Raw genomic sequence first — 1,150 nt, forward strand, 5'->3', positions numbered from 1 at the left:
CGACCATCATATTCAAAAAATGCCGAAACCAATAAATTTGAACGGCATTTACGCTAACGGTCTCGTATAACCGTCAGTTACGGGTTAAATTAGAGATTATTTTCGGTTAAGAACTGGCGTTAGCAATTCCGAGTGGATTCGGACGTAGTCGAATCCGCCGTAATTGCGGTTATACATTGTTGTAAAACGTTTTTTTTCATAATGTTAATCGAAATCGCCCTTTTATATTCCGATTATAATATTTACCAAAAGAATCCGCTTTTTTAAATTCGTTCCACATTCCAATCGGCACTCCACTATGAATGTAATTTTTTGATTTAGTTTCTATTATTAAATAGCCTGTTTTGCCATCACAAGAATAATACTCTGCGTCATAAATCCAAGAACTTTTGCTTGTATTACAATTATCAGAAAACTCAAAGTCAGAAGATTTAATGACTTGCAATGCATTCTTATAATTTTCAAAACTGCCGTCAATTAAGCTACAATCTTTACCGCCACAAGAAATTCCAATGACTAAAATTGAGATTATGAATGAAAGTTTAAAAATTCTGGTCATTTTAGTTTGCTTTAACCCGATTAACCAAGTCTAAATCCTCTTGTGAAGGGGTAATTTTTTCATATTCATAGTTTCCTAATTCGATAGAGTTGTCTCTCATTACTAATGTATTTCTGTAGGTATCGCCAATATCATCGAAAGTGGTCTCCATTAAATTCCCATCTTTTTCTAAAATTTCCATCTCCAATTTCCAAACTTCATTTGCGTCGGAAAAAGTCCTTATTCCCAAAAGGTTTTCTCCTTTGTTGTAGAATGGTCCAAAATAGTGAGTGGCATCTGAACCTCTTACTCTAAACACAGCATATTCATAATCTTCTAGAAATTGTTTTTTGACAATCATTTTATTTCCAGGGATTATATAAACTTTAGTTAATTCACCTGTTTTACTCAAATCTTGATAGACTTCAATGTTTTTTGGACTATAGACAGTATGTACGCATCCTTTCAGTCCTAAAAAGAGCCAAAATGCTATAAAAATTCCAGTTCCTAGCTTACTAAAAAATGATTTCATTGGTTGGTTTTAAATGTTTTACAACGGTTCGTGTATGATTAGTGCGGGTTGAAACCCGTAGGATTTCGGCCAGTACCATC

At 33.7% G+C, this 1,150-nt stretch carries 2 protein-coding genes; both read right to left on the bottom strand.

What is annotated here, in order from left to right; translation table 11 throughout:
- Nucleotides 1-196 precede the first annotated feature (196 nt).
- Nucleotides 197-559 (bottom strand): KTSC domain-containing protein, encoded by a 363-nt coding sequence (locus tag PP181_RS17665; RefSeq protein WP_272638054.1) that lies wholly within the window; start codon nucleotides 557-559, stop codon nucleotides 197-199.
- Nucleotide 560: 1 nt separating this feature from the next.
- On the bottom strand, nucleotides 561-1,070 hold the full coding sequence (locus PP181_RS17670; protein WP_272638055.1) for a hypothetical protein: 510 nt from the start codon (nucleotides 1,068-1,070) through the stop codon (nucleotides 561-563).
- Between the last annotated feature and the right edge of the window lie 80 nt (nucleotides 1,071-1,150).

It is taken from the genome of Maribacter sp. PR66, assembly GCF_028464205.1.
GTDB lineage: Bacteria > Bacteroidota > Bacteroidia > Flavobacteriales > Flavobacteriaceae > Maribacter > Maribacter flavus.

Bases quoted from the DNA above. Each gene is read 5' to 3' on its own strand.
- PP181_RS17665 (WP_272638054.1), bottom strand. From the start codon at position 559: ATGACCAGAATTTTTAAACTTTCATTCATAATCTCAATTTTAGTCATT.
- PP181_RS17670 (WP_272638055.1), bottom strand. From the start codon at position 1,070: ATGAAATCATTTTTTAGTAAGCTAGGAACTGGAATTTTTATAGCATTT.